Source organism: Nocardia nova NBRC 15556 (genome assembly GCF_001613005.1).
Classification (GTDB): Bacteria; Actinomycetota; Actinomycetes; order Mycobacteriales; family Mycobacteriaceae; genus Nocardia; species Nocardia nova.
In genome coordinates this window covers 93,697-110,581 of the sequence record NZ_BDBN01000001.1, presented here as the reverse complement: position 1 = coordinate 110,581, position 16,885 = coordinate 93,697, and the positions used below count along the sequence as shown (strand labels likewise).

Below are 16,885 nucleotides of genomic sequence, written 5' to 3'. Positions count from 1 at the left end.
CTTAATCAAGCGTCTAACTTTCTTGGCGCAACTCTGCACCGGGAGGATTCGTGTCCAGGATCTCCGCCACCGAACGGCGCGGCGACTTCGTCAAGGCGGCCATCGAGGTCATCGCGGCCCACGGCATCGACGGAGCGACGACACGGCGCATCACCGATGAAGCCAACGCCAACCTGGCGATGCTGCACTACTGCTACGGGACAAAAGAGGACCTGTTCGCCGACGTCTTCAAGTACGTCTCCGAAAAGTTCCAAGAACTCGCCCCGGTGAGCGAACCGCAGGCGTCCGTGGAGCAGACGGCTCGGCGGCTCCTGCGGGGCGCGATGGAGTGCTACCTCGAGTCACCGAGCTTCGCCGCCGCAGCGATGGAACTGATCAACTGGGCACGGCGTCAGCACGGGGACCGCGGGATCGCGGTGTACGACCAGGCGATGGAGATGATGCGCGCCGCGCTCCGAGACTCCGCCTCAGGTCAGGCTCTCGACTCGGAGACCATCGACGAGATCGTCTATACGATCGCCACGCTGGCCGACGGCTTCGCCGTCAACTGGATCACCTACAACGACCCGTCCGTCGTCCCGAGACAGATGGAGATCGCGGACTCCGTGCTCGGGGGTTGGCTCAGGGTCCGACTCGGTTCCGCCGCAATCGCGGGCTGACTGCACGCCGACGGCCGCCTCGGAACGGAGGCGAACCGCCGGTGTGCCGGCGCCACCGGTCAGCCGGCAAGACGCGCCGCGAGTACAGCGGTGAAGCCGCCCTTGTGGCGCCTGCGCGACAATATCGTCGCGACCACGACCAAGGCCGGGAAGACCAGCGACACGAAGTAGGCCGTCGTGTACGCATCAGCGCTCGGCATGTGGGCGCCGTCGAGGAGATAATCCGAATTCCGCAAGTCGATCGCGGAGGGATCCATCCTGCCCGCCCTCAGCTGCGCAAGATCGACCGAGTGGTACACGAATCCGGATCCGTTCAGCAGAATCGTGACGAGCGCCGCGCCGACCGAGATGCCGATGGCCATGATCGTTCCCGGCATACCCGCGGCCATACCGGACTTCGCCTCCGGAACCACGAACTGCGGAATCGCGAACGCGGCGCTGTAGCCCGCCCGGCTCCCCAGACCGATGATCCCGGACGCGAGCACATAGTGCCAGGCCTGGTCGTGAGCGACGGCGAGGAACAACAGTCCGAGCCCGCACAGAGCGGCACCGCCCGCCAGGACGGCCTCCGGCCGGCCGCGAGCAATGAGCTTCTCCGAGTACCTGCCGCTGATGAACATCGTGAGTGCGAACGGCAGCAGGATCAGGCTCGTCTGCAGCGGGTCGAACCTCAAGCCGTACTCGGCGAACGCGGGCAACCATCCCGTTCGGCCACCGTCGGCCGAGACAGGCAGTTCGTTCACGGTTTGGGCGTAGTAGTTCGCCAGCACCAGGAACGAAGCATCGATGCAGCCGAACAGCCCGGCAGACGCACATGCCGTGGTGACATACGGCGTGCGCAGCACTTTGATGTCGAAGACCGGCGTCGACGCCCGACGCTCCGCCACCACCCACCCGGCGGCCGCGAGCACTCCGGCGAGGAGGATCACCGTGGCATTCTTGCCGACCGTGCTGTCCGGCGGCGCGCTGAGGGACAGCAGGATGAGGGACACCCATCCGATCAGCCACACGGTGTTGACGACCCCGAGTCGCCCCGTGGACTCGGGCCGGCAGTTCGGCACGACCGCCAGCAGCGCGAGGGTCGTGAGAACGAAGAGCCCGGCCAGGATGAAGTAGAAGGGCGCGATCGACAGCGTGGGCACGGTGCCGTCAGCATTGAGATGGCTTGGCAGCGACCAGATCCGCACCGAGATACCACCACCCACCATACCGAGCACCACGCCGCTGCCCGTGGCCATCACGAGCACCATGACGGCCGTCGAAACGCGGCCCCCGCGCAGATATCGGCGCAGGAAACTCAGCGGCACGAACTGCGCGGAACTGCCGAAGCCCAGGAGCGCGGAGCCGATCACCAGCGCGACGTAGTTGTCGACGATCGCCGCCACGAGGGCGCCGGCAGTCAGGACGCCGCCGGCGAACAGAGTCATGGACCGATCACTCAGCATGTCGGTCAGCCGCGGGATCAGCACGAAGCCGGCGCCGCCTCCCAGCGTCAATGCGGCGAACATCCAGACGGCCGCACTCACCGAGTTGTGGGCGTAACTGGTCGTGATCACCGGAAGGAGCGGCGGGAGCATGAAGGCGACCGCGTTGGTGACCGTGGCCAAGAGCGCGCCGACCGCGATCAACGCTCTCTTGTCTACCGGTCGCTTGCCTTCGACGCGCCGCACCCGGGCTAGTTCAACTTCGATCTGCATCTCTCTCCAAACTCTTCGAGTCCTTTGCCCAAGACAGGCGGTGCCTCATAGCGGCAGCTCCGGGGAGTCGACGCCGACAACGCGGTCGCCGCAGAACACGCGCACCGATTCCGCGGGCCCGTGGCCGCCGATACCAGCAGGGCCCCAGAAACTCTGCGCGGAGTCGTCACCGAGATCGGCGATCTTGGCGCCGTTGACCCGTACCTCTCCGGCGACTATCCGAGAGCCCACGTCGATGGCCCGGTCGGTGTCCCCGCCGAAGACGTAGGCGTCGAGACCCGACGGGTTGGCGTTGGCGATGCGCAGCGCCGCCTCGGTGGAGTCCACGGCGTGCAACGAGATCACCGGACCGAACAACTCGGCGGTTGCGCGTCCGGGATCCGCGCCCGCGGCGACGGTCGGTGACAGGAAATAGCCGCCGAGGTCGGGCAGCGCGGCAGGCTGGTGGATCGTGGCCCCGAGAGCACGGAGCCCCTCGATCCTGTCCTGGAGCGTCCGGAAGTGCGAGCCGTTCGAGATGGGACCGACCGTGACGTTCTCGTCCAGGGAGTGACCGACCTCGAGTTTCGAGATTCTTTCCGTCAACGCGTCGAGCAGCCGATCGACCAGGCCGCGCGGGGCGAGGACCTTGCCGGGCCCTTCGCACCACTGACCGTTGAGCTTGGTCATGCCCTCGAGGATGCCGTCCGCGGCGACGTCGATGTCGGCGTCGTCGAGCACGATCACCGGGTTGTTGCCGCCCAGCTCGAGCTGCAGGACCTTGAAGTCCTCCGCCGCGGCACGGGCGATGGCGCGCCCGGCGCCGGGTCCACCGGTGAAGCAGACCATCTTGACACGCGGGTCGCAGGTGAGCCGCGCACCGACATCGCCGGTACCGTGCACGAGCTGCAGGGCGCCGCTCGGCAGGCCCGCCTCGACGAAGCACTCGACAATGATCTGCGCGCTGCTCGGTGCATGCTCGGACGGCTTCAGAACGACCGGGCACCCCGCGGCGATCGCGCTGACCACCTTGGCAGCCGGGATGAAGCTCGGTCCGTTCCACGGCGTGAGGATCGCGGCCGGCCCCCACGGCACCTTGTAGAGCCGAACGTCCCGGCCACCCGCGGACAAGGCGGTGACGCGCGGGATGGCCACCAGGTCGGCCGCCGTCGCACGAATCCGGTGCGGCAGGAACGCCGCAACCTTGCGCGTGACACTGATAGGCGTACCACTGGTGAGGGAGTCGGCGCGGGCGATGTCCTCGCTGCGGCTCGCCATGAGGTCGGCGGCGCGCTCGAGCATCTGGGCGCGCTCGAGCCGGGCGTCGGCATCCCAGCGGCCGACCTCGTAGACGCGTTCCGCGTGCTGCAGTGCGCGCTCGAGGTCCTCGGCTGTGGTGGTGACGAGCCGGTGAACGGGCTCGCGGGTATTGGGGTCGACGTTCCACGCGTCGCCGACCGTGGCACACTCGCTCCACTCGTCGGCGATGTAGTTCAGCGGTTCGGGCATCGTGATCTCGTTGCTCGTCATGGAGCTCACCTCGATATTCGTTCGCGGGTTCAGGATTGGAGGTCGACGACGATGCGCGTGACGTCCCCCGAGGACATCGCCTCGAAGCCCTCGTTGATCTCGGCGAACGGGACGACGCGGGTGACCATCTCGTCGAGTAGCAGTCGCCCCTGCTGGTAGAGGCGGGCGAACTGCGCGATGTCCTCCCGGGCCTGGCCGGAGCCCATGTACGAGCCGATGAGACGCTTCTCCTGGAAGAAGAAGTCCATGGCCGGCACGCTGATCTCGGTTCCGCCCGGCGCGATGCCGACGAGGCAGGCGGTGCCGGTGGGGCGCAGCAGTGCGAGTGCGGTCGCCGCGGTCCGTGCTGATCCCACGGCCTCGAAGGCGTAGTCGACGCCGTCTCCGAGCAGGCGGCGAAGTTCGGACACGGGGTCGTCTACCCCGCCGTCGATGACGTGCGTGGCGCCGTAGCCGCGGGCCGCCTTCAGCCGATCGTCGTCGAGGTCGATGGCGACGATCGCTGACGCGCCGGCGAGCCGCGCGCCTTGGATGATGGCCGAGCCGACGCCACCGCAACCGATGACCGCGACCGTGCTGCCCGGCCGGACGCGGGCGCCGCGAAAGACGGCACCGACGCCGGTGACGATGCAGCACGACAGCAGGCATCCCACGTGCAGGGGCACGTCGTCGGGCAGCTTCACCACCGAGTTCTGCCGCATCAGGATGTGCTTCGAGAACGCACCGACGTCACCCAGACGTGCGATCGGCCGCCCGTCGGCGAACTGGAAGGCCGGCCGCGGACGGCGGCGGATCTCCTCCACCCGCAGGCATTGAGTCGACCGGCCTGCGTCACAGTTGACACACAGGCCACAGGAGGGAGTCAGTGCGCCCGTGACCCGGTCACCGGGTCGCAGCCCGGTCACTGCCGAGCCGATGGTTTCGACGATTCCCGCGACCTCGTGTCCGACCACGACCGGAAGGTCAGTCGGCACGCTGCCGGTCATGTAGTGGAGATCGCTGTGGCACAGCCCCACGTGCGTGACTGCGACCCGTACCTCGTGCGGCTCCGGGTCGTCCACCCGGATGTCGGTCAGCGCGAGCGGCTGGTTGATCTCGGTCAGTACTGCGGCTCGGGTGTCGATCATGTCGCCGCCTCCCATTCGTTCTGTCGGTTGATGGTCATCACGGTTTCGGCCGGGCCGACCAGAAGTTCTCGACCCCGGCGCGCAGGGCCCCGCTCTGCCAGGAAGCGCTCGCCGCGTCGTCTTCGCGCGCGAAAGCCGCTTCGATTTCGTGCGCCTGCGGACGCAGGAGGGCGAGATGGAGTCCGGTGGTGTTCCCTTCCGGGGTCCATGCGATGACGGTGTCGATGGCGCGGTCGAGAAGAGCGTCGGGCTCGACCAGCTCATCGACGAGCCCGATCCGCAACGCCTCCTCCGCGGAGATCCGCGGAGATCCGAGCACCATGCGCATTGCGTGGTTGCCGACCAGACGCCGCAGCAGCAGGCTCGACGCGTTGGAGATTGTGAGGCCCCGGCCGTTCTCGGGCTGGTAGTACTCGGTCGTCGCCGTGCCGATGCGAGAGTCGCAGCACAGGGTGATCTCGGAGGCTCCCCCGACGGCGATGCCGTTGACTGCGGCGACGACGGGCACGCGCGTCGCCAAGATCGCGCGGGTGATGTCGTGAAAGCTGTCGAAGGCCTGCCTGAGCTCGGCGTCGGTGGTCGGCGAGTGCCGGAGATCCTCGCCCGCGGAGAAGGCGCGCCCCGTGCCGGTGAGCACGATGCCGCGCACGGTCTCACCGGTGCCCAGCTCGCGGATGACGGTTGCCAGCCGGAGTCTGGTGGCCAGGTCGAGGATGTTGAGTTTCTCGGGCCGGTTCAACCGCACCACGGCGACACTGCGCACGACGCCGACCTCGAGGAACTCCGCACCGGCATTGTTAGATGGCACCCCCGACGTCCGCCGTTGGGCGAAGTCGAAGCTCACCCCTGGGTTGGTTGCCGCGCGGTTTTTGAGGGCCGGTTTGGCGACACGCTCGGACGGAGTACGGGGAAAGTCAGCGACGAATTCGACATATCGGGGCACTTTGAAGCGGGCCAGCTGCGTGCGCGCCTGCCTGAGAATGTCCTCGGCCGTGGCGTGGTCGGCCGCGACGCCACCGTGCAGTTGGATGAAGGCTTTGATCTCCTCGCCCAAGATGTCGTCGGGTTCGGCGACCACCGCGGCGGCGACCACGCGGTCATCGCGCTCCAGCGCCGCCTCGACCTCGGCACAGGCGACGTTCTCGCCGCCCCGGCGCACCATGTCCTTGATCCGGCCGACGAGTACGGTGCCACCGTCGGGACGGCGGACGACGAGGTCACCGGTGTGGAGCCAGCCGTCGCGCAGCACCGCTGCGGTGGCGTCGGGACGGTTCCAATACCCGGTCATCATCGGCCTGCCCGAGACGATCAACTCGCCCTGCGCGCCGTCGGGTACGTCGATGTTGTTCGCGTCGACGACCCGTACCTGTTTGGTCGGCAGCGGATGACCGAGGCTCCCACTTCCCACGGCCGCACGGTCGTCGAAGGGGCTGAACAGGTCCGCTCCGGATTCGGTCATCCCGTAGATCTCGCGCCAGGGCGCACCCCACCGCTGCTCGAGCGCGGCGTGGAGGGCGACCGGGATTCCCGAACACAGCACCGCCCGAAGTTTGTTGTCACGGTCCTCGGGCGTCCGTGGCTGTTTGAACAGCAGCGTCGGCATCGACCCGAGGACATAGAAGAACGTGACGCCATGGCGGCGTACGTCCGCCATGAAGGTCGACGCGGAGAACCGGGGTAGCACGACGAGCGGGGCTCCGACCGTCAATGCCAGGGCGGTGTTCCACTGCGGATCCATATAGGAGAACGGTTGTGAGGTGAGGATCACGTCGTCCGGGCCGAGTCCGGTCGCGCCCGCACAGATCCAGCTCAGTCGCACCCAGTAGTCATGGGTCAGCATGCATGCCTTCGGGAAACCCGTTGTGCCCGAGGTGTATTGCAGGTTCGCCAGCGTCTCCGCATCGGCCGGCACCAGTGGCGCCTCGTCTGGAAACGCCTCCGACCCGTCGTCGGCGACATCGATCACGCCGATGCCGCCGAGCTCGTCGTCGGTCGCCCGCACCTCGGCCACCAGAGCGGCCCGCTCGGCGTCGGTGAAGACGATCCGTGCGCCCGAGTCCCGCAGCACGAAGTCGAGGTCCACGCGCCGGTAGGACGAATTGATCGGGACGACCACCGCCCCTGCCTTCAGCGCGGCGAGCCAGACGACGGGCCAGTGGACGACGTTCGGGAGCATGATCGCGACGCGGTCCCCCGGCTCGACGCCGTCGACCTCGATCAGCCGATGCGCCAGGCGCGAGGTCCACCCATCGATCTGGGCGAATGTCCAGGACCGCTCGGCGAACCGCAGGAACTCCGCGTCGGGAGCGTCGTGCGCGCGCCGGGCCAGAAGTCCGGTCAGCGTCGGGACTGTGGGGTCGCTTCCCATCCGAGTGATGGCGATTCTCTGTTGTCGGCTCGGATCGCCGCCGTCCCGGGCTTCGGTGCGTACGTGCGTGGTCACTGGTAGCTCCTCTGCCGTTGCCCCGCGTGTCGGTGATCTGTCAGCTGCCGAGCGGCTTGGTCGACGACCCAGGTGAGCGTGGGGTCGCTGCGGACCATCCACTCCGGGTGCCACTGGACGCCGAGGACCGGTGCATCCGGCAGCTCGATCGCCTCGACGACCCCGTCGCTCGCCCGTCCGGACACCACCAAGCCACCGCCGCAGCGGTCGACGGCCTGGTGGTGCCAGGAATTGGTGCGCGCGAAGTCGCCGAACAGCTCGGCGGCGACCGAGCCACGCTCGAATGCGACGACGTGGTCGTCGGACCCGTCGGTGGGTGCGGACTCGGGCGACAGGTGCGCTACGGAGCCGGGTGGGAGATCGGCGATCAACGTGCCCCCCAGAGCGACGTTCAGCACCTGCATCCCGCGGCAGACACCCAGCACCGGAATCCCTCGTTCGAGGGCTGCCCGGACCAGGGCGACCTCGTACGCGTCGCGTTCCGGATCGTGGACCATCGGATTCGTCCGTGGGTCGATGTCGCGGACCACGGACGCGTCTCCGCCCCAGTACGCCGGATGGACATCCTGGCCACCGCTGATCACCACTGCGGACAGCCACTCGCAGACCGCCGATGCGTCGGTGTCGTAGGACAGGTGGACGGGTAGTCCACCGGCCGCAGCGATTCTCGTCGCGAAGTCGGACATGTAGCTGTCCATGCACCGATCCCCGTACCGCTCGTCGGATCCCTCGATGAGGGAGAGCCGTATCCGCCGACCGGTGGTGCCGATCAGCGGACGCAACGGGGGGTGCTCCTCGCGCGCGCTCACGGCAGCTCGAAGTAGCGGGCCGATTCCCATTCGGAGAGTTCGGCGAACGGATCACCGCCCATCGTGTGGAAGGACAGCCACTCCCACCTGCGCGAGGCGACCCAGTAGTCCACGAACTCGTCGCCCAGGATCTCGCGCAGGTTCGCATCGGCGTGCAGGGCTGCGGCAGCCTTGGTGATGGTGTTCGGAATCCGTTCGATGCCCAGGCCCGGTGGCAGACACCAGGCCATGTCGGTGACCGGCTCCGGCGGTTCGATCTTCTGCTCCAGGCCGGCGATCACGCCTGCCAGCACGCCCGCGAGCGCGAGGTAGAGGTTCGCGTCCGCCCCGGGTAGGCGATATTCGAGTCGCGAGTACGCGGGGTGCCCGACGACCGCGCGCACCGCGGCGGTCTTGTTGCTGATCCCCCAGCTGATCGTGACCGGCGGACCGCTGAGGTCGACCAATCGACGGTACGAGGTGATCTGCGGCAACACGATCGAGGTGTTTCCTTCGATGGTCGCCAACAGTCCGCCGATAGCGTGCAGCATGGTCTCGGACGGCCCGTCCTCGGCGTAGAACGCGTTGGCACCGTCACGCCGCAGCGAGAGGTTGATGTGGGATGCCTGGCCGTAACCGGCGGTGGGCTTGGCCATGAAGGTCACGCTGCGGCCCAGGTCGAACGCGACCTCCCGCATGATCTGGCGGGTCCGGGCCCAGTCGTCGCCGACCTTGATCGGATCGCCCATCGCGATGTTGAGCTCGATCTGGCCGGCCGCGTCCTCGTCGTTCCAGGCGTCCCACACGATGCCGACCTCGTCGAGCCGATCGGTCACCGCGGTCATGTACTCGACCCAGTCCTTCGACTTCCCATGGTGGTACGCCGTACCTGCGCAACCGCCGAGTGGGGACAGGTCGCGGTACCCACGAGCACGCGCCTGGTGAATCGACTCCTCGAAGACGGTCGCCTCGATCTCGACCGCGACAGTCGCCGAATACCCGTGCTCGGCGAGGCGGCTCATCATCCGCTTCACCATGTTGCGCGGGCACAGCGGCACCGGCGTGCCGTCCTTGAGCCAATAGTCGCCGATCACCGAGTCCAAGCCAGGCTTCCACTGCACCCGGGTCGACAGGTCGGGACGCATGTAGACGTCGTCGAGATGGCCGCGCCACGACGGGAACGGTGCGCCGAAGACCGGGACGTTGCCCAGATCGAGACCGAACAGCAGGTCCGCGTGGGGGAATCCGACGTTCTTGCCGGACTCGAATTTGGCCGGCGACACCACCTTGCCGAGGAAGCAGCCCTCGGGATTCGTCGACTCGAGGCGGACGGCCCGGACAGGGGATCCCGTGGTCGCGACGAAATCAGACATCGTAACGAACCTTCCACGAGGCGCCCGCCATGACCGCCAGCTGCGACATGGTGCCCTGCAGGCCGAGCGCGCCGGCGGACAGGACGGCGACGAGATCATCAGCCCCGGAGAAGATGCCGGCGAGGTAATCGGGGGCAGAGGCGATCACATAGGTCGAGGCGCCGTCGCCGAGGACGATCTGCTCCAGTCCGTCCGGCCCTTCGGTCACCACGATCAGCTTCTCGGGCATACCGGGGAGCGACCGGGTGAGCTTCCAGAACCGCTGAGCCCCCTCACGCCATGTGGGAAGAGGCGGGGTGAGCGCATGCAGGACACCAGCAGCGAGGTCGGTGTCGCCGACGGCCTCCGTAGTGGGGGCAAACCGGCCATTCAGATCGACCGTCACGACCGCGTCGGGCTCGACCAGCACACCGCCGGAGACGTCGATGCCCGTGAGACCGAAAGTAATCGTCGCAGCCTGCGGTGTGTCGTGCGACTTCACCGCGACAACCCCAGCTGTTCGGGTGAGTTCGTTCTTCGCGTAGCCGGCGCGGACCGAGTCGCGCAGCGTACGACCGATCAGCCGGACGATCGGGCTCCCATCGTCCTCGATCCTGACCGGTACCCCAGCGACGTCATCCGCCGCTCGCTTCGCTCTGATCATTCTTCGGTCCTTTCAACTCTCCTCCGCATCACGTGTTCGGGATGGGGTGAGCACTCGCGGATGCACAAGTTAGTCATCCATTTAAAACGTGTGACTAAGATAGTGAGGCACGCGTCACACCGTGTCAACACCCGCTCTCGTCGGCACCGCAGAAAGGCACATCCATGACCGAGCAGATCCCCCCGTGCTGGGGGCGACTCGACGATCGCGCACTACTCGTGGCGCACGCCGTTGCCGCGGCGATGCCGACCCCCGTCCGCGAACTCGGCGCCCAGACGGCGCGGACGTTGCTGGCGAGCGCGCCCGCCGACACCCCCCGCACGCCGCTCGACCGAGTGGACGCCGTCGCGGTGCCGACACGCGCCGGTGAGCTTCTCGCTCGTCGCTACCACGCCCCGATAGAGCGAGACACCACGCCGCGACCGGTCCTGCTCTATCTCCACGGCGGCGGATTCGTCCTCGGAACCCTCGACGGCGTGGACGAGGTCTGCCGCGCCATCGCCGCCAAGTCCGGATGGGACGTCGTTTCCCTGGAGTACCGGCTGGCACCCGAGCATCCCTACCCCGCACCGCTCGAGGACTCACTCGACGCGCTCACGTGGATCCGCGGGTCAGCCGATGAATTGGGCATCGACGCGACGAGGATCGCCGTCGGGGGCGACTCCGCGGGCGGCAACCTTGCCGCCGCGGTCTGCCTGCACCTTCGAGACCGCGGCCTCCCACTACCCGCGGCTCAGGTCCTCATCTACCCGGCAGTCGACGACAGCTTCGCCGCGCCGTCCTGGACGGAGTTCGCCGATGCACCCCTGCTGACGACCGCGGACGCACGCTGGCTCTGGGAACAGTACGTCGGGACGGCCCGCGGAACAGTCGACCAGTACGCGGCACCCATGAAGGCTCCGTCGTTGCGCGACCTGCCGCCGGCCCTGGTCCTCACCGCCGAGGTCGACCCCCTGCGCGACGACGCCGAAGCCTATGCCGAGCGGCTGCGGCGCGACGGCGTGCCGGTCACGCTGGTACGTCACGCGGGTGTCTTCCACGGATTCTTCGCCGAGGTCGGAGTCTTCAGCCAGACCGACACCGCGATCGACGACGTAGTCCGCCATCTCCGCAGCACATCGGCCACCCGCCACAACCTGCCGACCACGGAACCGCAGACCAGGCATTGACGCCCGTGACTCCGACACTTACCTTGTTAGTCATTCGATTTAAATGATCGACTTAAATCTTTGACTAACTAATTCCGCGCGACCTCCGACCCCCGCGAAGGCAGAAAACATGACTCACCCCACGACTCCCCCCAACCCTGTTGTCGACGTCCTGTGCGTCGGTGCCGGCTTCTCCGGCTTGTACGCGGCCTACAAGGCTCGCGAGCAGGGCTTGACGTTCGCCGGTTTCGAGAAGGCTCCGGACGTCGGAGGAACCTGGTTCTGGAACACCTATCCCGGTGCCCGCTGCGATGTCGAAAGCATCTATTACTCGTATTCGTTCAGCGCCGAACTCCAGCAGGAATGGACCTGGACCGAACGCTTCGCACCGCAGGCGGAGATCCTGAGCTACATCAATCACGTGGCCGACCGGTTCGACCTGCGCCCCTGCTTCCAGTTCGACAGCACGGTCGTCGCGGCGAACTGGCTCCCGGACGAGAAGGTGTGGGAGCTGACCCTGGACGCGGGCGACACCCGTCGCGGCCGCTACCTCCTTGCGGCCTCGGGTGGCCTCTCGACGCCGAAGGACGTCGACGTACCCGGCCTCGACAAGTTCGCCGGCCTGACGGTGTCGACCAGCAGGTGGAACATCTCACTGGACGACTTGGCGGGCAAGCGAGTCGCCGTGATCGGCACCGGATCGTCGGGCGTGCAGTGCATTCCGCTCATCGCCGAGGTGGCCGAGCACGTCACCGTCTTCCAGCGCACCCCCAACTATGTCTTCCCCGCCCGCAACTCCACGCTGTCGCCGGAGACCATGGACGAGATCAAGCGCATCTATCCGGAGCTCCGTCAGAAGTGCAAGTACTCCCTGGGCGGGATCCCGGACCGCGTGGTGACCGACAACGCCTACGACGTCTCCGACGACGAGCGCCGGCGGCGCTACGAGGAGGCCTATGTGCGCAGTGGCTTCTTCGGCGTCGGGGCGGAGTTCGCCGATCTCCTCTTCGACAAGAAGGCCAACGAGACCGCGGCAGAATTCTGCCGCGGCAAGATCCATGAGATCGTACGTGATCCACACACCGCGTCCCTGCTCGAACCCAGGTACCACCCGCTCGGCGCCAAACGCAGCTGCTTCGGCACCGACTACTACGAGACCTTCAACCGACCGAATGTCTCGCTCGTCTCGCTTCGCGGCAATCCCATCACCACGATGACCGCAGACAGCATCGTCACAGAGTCCGATTCCCACGAGGTCGACGCCATCGTCCTGGCAATCGGGTTCGACGCCTTCACCGGCCCGCTCTTCGGGCTCAACGTCACAACGCCCGACACCGGCACGCTTCAGGAGGCCTGGAGCGAGGGCGTCCGCACTTACCTCGGCATCATGACCGCCGGATTCCCGAACTTCTTCATGATCGCCGGCCCCCAGAGCCCCGCACTCGCAAGCAACGTCGTCGCCACGATCGAGCAGGCAACCGACTGGATCACCGACCTGATCGCCCACGCTCGGGCCCAAGGCCACGAGGTCATCGAAGCCACTGTGCAGGCGCAGGACGACTGGGTGGACATCACAGAGTTCACCGTCAACCAGACGCTCTACGCCACCACCGAATCCTGGTACCGCGGATCCAACGTGACCGGCAAGCCGTCGACATTCATGGGCTATGTAGGTGGCGTCGGCCGGTATCGCCGGATGTGCGAGGAGCTCGCACGTCTCGGCTATCCCGGCATCGCCCTCGACGGACGGGCTGCCGAATCTCAAATCGTGCGCATCGCCGAGACGATCGAGGAAACGAAGGCAGCGACGGCGCACGAGGAGGTGTACGCGGACGCCGCCACCGTCGTCGGCGGATGAAGGTCGTCCACCAGCGGTACGTCGCCTACTCGGATGCCCACTACGCGGGCGGTCTCGTCGACGGCGCGTACAGCCTGAAACTGTTCGGAGACGCCGGGACACACCTCGCGATCGTCGGAGACGGCCACGAAAGTCTCTTCGCCGGCTATTCCTCGGTCGAGTTCCTCGCTCCGATCCGCGGCGGCGACGTCATCGAGATCGAGGCACGTCTCGCGGCCAAGGGAACACGAAGTCGAACGGTCGAGTTCGAACTCCGCATCATCTGCCGCTCGCTCGACGAGACCGGCCGAGCCGAGGTCCTCGACAACCCCATCGTCGCCACCCGCGCTCGCGGAACCGGCGTCATTCCTGCGGACACCTCGATCGAATTCGGAGGCTCTCGTGACTGAGCTGGGGCACCCTGCACCGGAGGTGGTCGTGATCGGCGCAGGCCTGTCCGGTCTCACCGCGGCGCACCGACTCGAGCAACAGGGCCGTTCCGTGGTAGTCCTCGAAGCAAGCCACCGTGTCGGTGGCCGCACGGTAAACCTCGAGGCAGCATCCGGAGTCGTCGTGGACGGCGGCGGGCAGTGGATCGGGGGCAAGCACGCCCGCATGATCAGCCTGCTCGACGAACTCGGCATCACCACATTCGACACCTACACCGCAGGCCGCACCATCTACCGCCGCAACGGCCGGCAGTCCACATTCGAGGGCACCGTCCCACCGCTCGGGATATGTGCGATGGCCGACTTCGGACAGGCCGCGTTGCGGCTCGAGCGGATGGCGCGCACGGTTCCCGTGGACGCGCCGTGGGACGCCGACCGTGCCGACATCTGGGACGGCCAGACCCTGGGCCGGTGGCTGGATGTGAATTCCCGCGTCAAGCAATCGCGAGAGCTCCTCACACTGTGCTTCACCACGATGTACGCCGACGACCCGCACCGCATCTCGCTGCTCAAGGCGCTGCACCAGATCCGAACGTCCGGTGGTCTCGACTACATGATCAACACAACGGACGGAGCCCAGGAGACCCGCATCACCGGCGGGGCGCAGGCGATTTCACTCGAGCTGGCGCGGCGCCTGGGCAGCCGCGTCCTCCTGGACTCGCCGGTGTCCGCGATCAGACAGGACTCCCACGGCGTCACCGTCGAGTCCGCCCGCGCGACGATCAGTTGTCAACGCGTAATCGTCGCAATGACCCCCGCCGACGTCGGGCGCATCACCTTCACCCCCGGCCTGCCCACCCGCCGTGCCGCATTGCAGCGCTCCTGGCACAACGGCACCGAGAACAAGATCTTCGCCGTCTACCCGACACCGTTCTGGCGTGAACGCGGCCTCAACGGGACTGCGCTCACCGACTTGCCGGTCGCTCACTTCGTGGTCGACAGTTCACCCGAGGACGCCGGCCTCGGTGTGCTTCTGACGTTCGTCGGCACCAGCAGCAGAGGGCCCGGTCTGACCTGGCCCGCCACGGCGCTCGATAACGAGCAGACTCGGCACACGGCGCTAGTCGAGGATCTGGTGCAACTCTTCGGCCCCGCCGCCGCGAAACCCATCCGAATTCTCGAACAGCGCTGGATCGACGACCCCTGGATCTCGGGCTGTGTCAGCAGTCGCACCCCCGGCGTCCTGACGCGATACACCGACGCCGCCACCGCGCCGGTCGACCGAGTCCACTGGGCCGGCACCGAGACCGCACCCGAGTTCGAGGGCTACCTCGAAGGCGCCGTCCGCGCGGCGGAGCGCGCAGTCCGCGAGATCATCGCTTACCTACCCCTTACCGACGCTGCCGCAACCTAACTTTGGCGGGTTGCCGACACCGTGGCTGCCGAACTGTCAGGGAGCGGATCTCTTGAGCTATGCCGCCAGCATGTTCTCGGTCAGGTAGCTACGGGAGGCGGCGGGGCTTGTCCTCATCCTCGATCCGCCGCCGGATACCCTCCACGGTGCGGTCCTCGGGAATCCGCTCAGGCCAGAGGATCACGGCCACCAGGACTGCCAGAGGCAGACCCACCACGACCAGCCAGCCGATGAACAGCCACCCACTCACTGCTCCAGCTCCCTCAGCTCCACGTCCCCGACGCTCAGGGGCTCGATGTCCACCACCACGGGTGAGGTGGCCGGGATGGCAGGCACCTCCGTGTCGGCGCTCAGCTCTGCCCGGTATTCCCCTGACGCGACCGGCCAGCCGTCGTCCCCGACGAAGGACCAGGAACCGTCCTCGTGCTGGAGATACCGCCCAGGTGCTTCCACCGGGTCCACAACCGTGCCCCCTTCAGCCCGCCTTTTGGTCGCACCCACCGCCGGGGACCTCGACACCCGGCGGTGGGGCTTGCACTGGAGCTTGGCCCTGGAGAGGCGGAACCCTGTTCCCTGAGGGAACATTTGGGGAGAATGCACGTAAGGCGTGGGAACTCGACCGGGAAAGCGCAGGTAGGCGGCATGACCGACGAAGAGGAGACCTACATCGGTCAGCGGGTGCGCCAGATACGCGCACGTCGGGGCATCACTCAGCAGGTGCTGGCAGACCGGGCAGGGCTGAGCAGGTCGGTGCTGGCCAAGTACGAGGCTGGGCTCAGGCCAGTGGATTCGCGCCGCACCATGCTGGCCCTGGCCCAGGCACTGGGCTGCACCCTGAGTGACCTGACGGGCAGCGATGACCGAATCGACCCCTCCACCAGTGCTTTCCACCGGGCAGTGCCTGCCATCGAGACCGCGTTGTGGACCCAGGGCAACATCACCGACACCAAGCGGCCCAGGACCCTGGAGGAGCTGACCACAGCGGTGGAGCAGGCGTCCCAACTACGGCACGCCGGCGATTACGCCACTCTCGGGCCCCTGCTGCCGGACCTCCTGACAGATGCCTACCGGCTGACCGAGAGCGGCAGCTCTCAGGCGTGGGACCTGCTGGCCACCGCCGCCTATGGTGTCTCCTCGGCCCTCCGTCAGCGCGGCCATGACGCACTGGCCTGGACTGCCGTGCAGGAGTCGGAAAGGGCTGCCTCCCACGCAGATTCACTGGCACCGGTCGCCGCGGCGCAGTTCCTGAAGTCTCAGGTTCTCGCAGCCCGCCCCGGCGCGCTGGCGGCATCCTTCTCGGTCGCCAGCGGGACAGCGGACAGGCTGACACCTGAGGCGGCCACGCGCGGGGAGCTGGAGACCGTGGGCATGGCCAGGCTCCAGGCAGGATTCGCTGAGACTCTGGCCGGAGGTGATGCGCAGCCTCACCTGGAGGAGGCTGCGGAGCTGGCCAGCAGGCTGAATGATGCCCAGCCAGGCCCCAGCACTGCCCGTAACCGGACCTTCGGCCCCGCCAATGTTGCACTCTGGCAACTGAGTTCAGCGGTGGAGAGGCGCGAGCCTGCGGTGGCCCTGCGGATCGCGGAGACCCTGGACCCCACCCAGCTGCCGAATGGAGTCCGGCACGCACAGTACTTTGTAGAGGTGGGCAGGGCCTATGCCATGAAGCGCGACCACCGCTCGGCCCTCCATGCCCTGCTCAGAGGTGAGCACGCCGCACCCCAGCATGTCCGTGGGCTGTCCCCGGTCCGTGAGCTGGTGGGCGCGATGCTGAGGGAGGCCCGCAGAGACCTGGCCACTGGAGAGCTGGGCAAGCTGGCCAAGAGGGTCGGCGTCGTCTCTATGTGATGGCACACGG

The 16,885-nt window shown here is 67.3% G+C and carries 15 protein-coding genes; 6 read left to right on the top strand and 9 right to left on the bottom strand.

Annotated elements, in window-relative coordinates:
* The first annotated feature begins 50 nt into the window (after positions 1–50).
* Positions 51–659 carry a TetR/AcrR family transcriptional regulator gene (locus NN2_RS00490; RefSeq protein WP_063009262.1) on the top strand — a complete coding sequence of 203 codons (609 nt, stop codon included), beginning with the start codon at positions 51–53 and terminating at the stop codon, positions 657–659.
* A gap of 59 nt (positions 660–718) precedes the next feature.
* Here NN2_RS00490 and NN2_RS00485 read toward each other — a convergent pair whose 3' ends face one another.
* From NN2_RS00485 to NN2_RS00455, 7 genes are all read right to left on the bottom strand, one after another.
* Entirely contained in the window at positions 719–2,356 is a 1,638-nt protein-coding gene (locus NN2_RS00485) for an MFS transporter (protein ID WP_082856611.1), read from the bottom strand.
* A 45-nt stretch (positions 2,357–2,401) separates the two neighbouring features.
* Positions 2,402–3,865, bottom strand: a complete 1,464-nt coding sequence (locus NN2_RS00480; RefSeq protein ID WP_063009258.1) for an aldehyde dehydrogenase family protein — start codon at positions 3,863–3,865, stop codon at positions 2,402–2,404.
* A gap of 29 nt (positions 3,866–3,894) precedes the next feature.
* Positions 3,895–4,992 (bottom strand): Zn-dependent alcohol dehydrogenase, encoded by a 1,098-nt coding sequence (locus NN2_RS00475; protein ID WP_063009451.1) that lies wholly within the window; start codon positions 4,990–4,992, stop codon positions 3,895–3,897.
* 37 nt (positions 4,993–5,029) lie between these two features.
* Positions 5,030–7,360, bottom strand: a complete 2,331-nt coding sequence (locus tag NN2_RS00470) for an AMP-binding protein (RefSeq protein WP_063009449.1) — start codon at positions 7,358–7,360, stop codon at positions 5,030–5,032.
* A 71-nt stretch (positions 7,361–7,431) separates the two neighbouring features.
* On the bottom strand, positions 7,432–8,244 hold the full coding sequence (locus NN2_RS00465) for a gamma-glutamyl-gamma-aminobutyrate hydrolase family protein (protein ID WP_063009256.1): 813 nt from the start codon (positions 8,242–8,244) through the stop codon (positions 7,432–7,434).
* Complete coding sequence (locus NN2_RS00460; RefSeq protein ID WP_063009254.1) at positions 8,241–9,596, bottom strand: glutamine synthetase family protein; 1,356 nt, start codon at positions 9,594–9,596, stop codon at positions 8,241–8,243. Before NN2_RS00460 ends, NN2_RS00465 begins: the two co-directional genes overlap by 4 nt.
* Positions 9,589–10,239 (bottom strand): hypothetical protein, encoded by a 651-nt coding sequence (locus tag NN2_RS00455; protein ID WP_063009252.1) that lies wholly within the window; start codon positions 10,237–10,239, stop codon positions 9,589–9,591. Before NN2_RS00455 ends, NN2_RS00460 begins: the two co-directional genes overlap by 8 nt.
* 164 nt (positions 10,240–10,403) lie before the next feature.
* Here NN2_RS00455 and NN2_RS00450 point away from each other — a divergent pair, with 164 nt between their 5' ends.
* The 4 genes from NN2_RS00450 (at position 10,404) to NN2_RS00435 (ending at position 15,027) form a co-directional block, all read left to right on the top strand.
* Positions 10,404–11,408 carry an alpha/beta hydrolase gene (locus NN2_RS00450; protein ID WP_063009250.1) on the top strand — a complete coding sequence of 335 codons (1,005 nt, stop codon included), beginning with the start codon at positions 10,404–10,406 and terminating at the stop codon, positions 11,406–11,408.
* A 109-nt stretch (positions 11,409–11,517) separates the two neighbouring features.
* A complete protein-coding gene (locus NN2_RS00445; RefSeq protein ID WP_082856610.1) occupies positions 11,518–13,245 on the top strand; it encodes a flavin-containing monooxygenase in 1,728 nt (575 codons plus the stop codon).
* Positions 13,242–13,634 (top strand): hotdog domain-containing protein, encoded by a 393-nt coding sequence (locus NN2_RS00440; protein ID WP_063009248.1) that lies wholly within the window; start codon positions 13,242–13,244, stop codon positions 13,632–13,634. Before NN2_RS00445 ends, NN2_RS00440 begins: the two co-directional genes overlap by 4 nt.
* Positions 13,627–15,027, top strand: coding sequence for a flavin monoamine oxidase family protein (locus tag NN2_RS00435; protein ID WP_063009246.1), 1,401 nt, complete (start codon positions 13,627–13,629; stop codon positions 15,025–15,027). Before NN2_RS00440 ends, NN2_RS00435 begins: the two co-directional genes overlap by 8 nt.
* A gap of 88 nt (positions 15,028–15,115) precedes the next feature.
* Here the strand turns inward: NN2_RS00435 and NN2_RS36825 are convergent, their stop codons facing one another.
* The gene (locus NN2_RS36825; RefSeq protein ID WP_156511173.1) at positions 15,116–15,277 is read right to left on the bottom strand and encodes a hypothetical protein; all 162 of its coding nucleotides are present in this window, start codon (positions 15,275–15,277) and stop codon (positions 15,116–15,118) included.
* On the bottom strand, positions 15,274–15,489 hold the full coding sequence (locus NN2_RS36820) for a hypothetical protein (RefSeq protein ID WP_156511172.1): 216 nt from the start codon (positions 15,487–15,489) through the stop codon (positions 15,274–15,276). Before NN2_RS36820 ends, NN2_RS36825 begins: the two co-directional genes overlap by 4 nt.
* 180 nt (positions 15,490–15,669) lie before the next feature.
* On the opposite strand from NN2_RS36820, the gene NN2_RS00425 reads away from it, so the two are divergent.
* Positions 15,670–16,875 (top strand): helix-turn-helix domain-containing protein, encoded by a 1,206-nt coding sequence (locus tag NN2_RS00425; RefSeq protein WP_063009242.1) that lies wholly within the window; start codon positions 15,670–15,672, stop codon positions 16,873–16,875.
* The last annotated feature ends 10 nt before the right edge of the window (positions 16,876–16,885 follow it).

Excerpts from the sequence above, each read along its gene's own strand:
- NN2_RS00460 (WP_063009254.1), bottom strand. The coding sequence starts at position 9,596 with ATGTCTGATTTCGTCGCGACCACGGGATCCCCTGTCCGGGCCGTCCGC.
- NN2_RS00485 (WP_082856611.1), bottom strand. The coding sequence starts at position 2,356 with ATGCAGATCGAAGTTGAACTAGCCCGGGTGCGGCGCGTCGAAGGCAAG.
- NN2_RS00480 (WP_063009258.1), bottom strand. The coding sequence starts at position 3,865 with ATGACGAGCAACGAGATCACGATGCCCGAACCGCTGAACTACATCGCC.
- NN2_RS00475 (WP_063009451.1), bottom strand. The coding sequence starts at position 4,992 with ATGATCGACACCCGAGCCGCAGTACTGACCGAGATCAACCAGCCGCTC.
- NN2_RS00455 (WP_063009252.1), bottom strand. The coding sequence starts at position 10,239 with ATGATCAGAGCGAAGCGAGCGGCGGATGACGTCGCTGGGGTACCGGTC.
- NN2_RS00445 (WP_082856610.1), top strand. The coding sequence starts at position 11,518 with ATGACTCACCCCACGACTCCCCCCAACCCTGTTGTCGACGTCCTGTGC.
- NN2_RS00440 (WP_063009248.1), top strand. The coding sequence starts at position 13,242 with ATGAAGGTCGTCCACCAGCGGTACGTCGCCTACTCGGATGCCCACTAC.
- NN2_RS00450 (WP_063009250.1), top strand. The coding sequence starts at position 10,404 with ATGACCGAGCAGATCCCCCCGTGCTGGGGGCGACTCGACGATCGCGCA.
- NN2_RS00425 (WP_063009242.1), top strand. The coding sequence starts at position 15,670 with ATGACCGACGAAGAGGAGACCTACATCGGTCAGCGGGTGCGCCAGATA.
- NN2_RS00470 (WP_063009449.1), bottom strand. The coding sequence starts at position 7,360 with ATGGGAAGCGACCCCACAGTCCCGACGCTGACCGGACTTCTGGCCCGG.